Source organism: Xenorhabdus bovienii, from assembly GCF_024721015.1.
In the GTDB taxonomy this organism is placed as follows: Bacteria; Pseudomonadota; Gammaproteobacteria; order Enterobacterales; family Enterobacteriaceae; genus Xenorhabdus; species Xenorhabdus bovienii.
In genome coordinates this window covers 1-944 of the sequence record NZ_JANAIF010000244.1, presented here as the reverse complement: position 1 = coordinate 944, position 944 = coordinate 1, and the positions used below count along the sequence as shown (strand labels likewise).

General features: G+C 38.0%; 2 protein-coding genes. One reads left to right on the top strand and one right to left on the bottom strand.

Annotated features, from left to right (window positions below):
- Positions 1-89 precede the first annotated feature (89 nt).
- Positions 90-248, top strand: coding sequence for a hypothetical protein (locus tag NXS07_RS20340; protein WP_258087556.1), 159 nt, complete (start codon positions 90-92; stop codon positions 246-248).
- 21 nt (positions 249-269) lie between these two features.
- On the opposite strand, the gene NXS07_RS20335 is transcribed toward NXS07_RS20340, so the two are convergent.
- Complete coding sequence (locus NXS07_RS20335; RefSeq protein WP_038216121.1) at positions 270-797, bottom strand: putative adhesin; 528 nt, start codon at positions 795-797, stop codon at positions 270-272.
- Between the last annotated feature and the right edge of the window lie 147 nt (positions 798-944).

The window sequence follows — 944 nt, the reverse complement described above, 5'->3', positions numbered from 1 at the left end:
CAGTTACTGACGGTGATTGAGCAGTGCAATCTGGATAAGCAGGCAATACGGGAAATTGAACAACAGCGACAAATCACACAGGTGAAGAAATGACAGATGCAGAATTAAAGGGAATCATCAAGGAAGCGGTAGAAGATTATAGGACGGGGAATGCCGTTTACTACTCCAAAGAAGAAGCCTTCGCCCTGATGGATGCCCATATTGCCAAAAAAAGAGCAGAAAACACCTTGCCACCTCAGAGCAAATGATACTGGGGTGGCAGGAGTATTTTAGGGCAGCATTGGTGAGACTTGAATAATCATATTGGTAGCGGATATTGATAGAGAATTTCGGTCTATCTTATTTATTCTACACGCTACATTGTATATGCGCTCATAATGTAAATTTAATGCCGTTACAGCACTAAAAACATCTGAAATATGTGCTTTGCTATTGGGTTTTATCGTCACTACATCGACAAATTTACTGGGTTCATAACCTTCAAATTTACTGTTATATGTTAAGGAGTAATTTTGGATTATGCTGCCACCTAAGATATCCTCCGGAATGTAATTCATTTGATTTGTAGGAGTAGGATATAAAATGGCATCTGCCATTTTTTGACCTATTGATACTTTATCATGAAGACAATTACAAACTAATGTAATCCGCAAGGGGACATAAGTACGGCCAGAGCCTCGCTGGAAAAAACCTCTTTCTGGGGTGTAACCACCATGAGCTAAGATAATTCCTTTTCTGGCTGAGTCCCCAGCTTTTTTAATCACCAAATTTCTATAGTGAATAGTTGCAATTGACATATTTACTTACTCTCTATTGATTAGCGATGTAAGCATTTTGTCTCATCATGTCAACCCAACAAAAAGCGAATAATACTTAACAATTAGTTAACGTCTGAAATTAAAATCAATATTTCTTTGCCCATTCCCTTGAGTGGTTAAAGGAAT

Bases quoted from the DNA above. Each gene is read 5' to 3' on its own strand.
- NXS07_RS20335 (WP_038216121.1), bottom strand. From the start codon at position 797: ATGTCAATTGCAACTATTCACTATAGAAATTTGGTGATTAAAAAAGCT.
- NXS07_RS20340 (WP_258087556.1), top strand. From the start codon at position 90: ATGACAGATGCAGAATTAAAGGGAATCATCAAGGAAGCGGTAGAAGAT.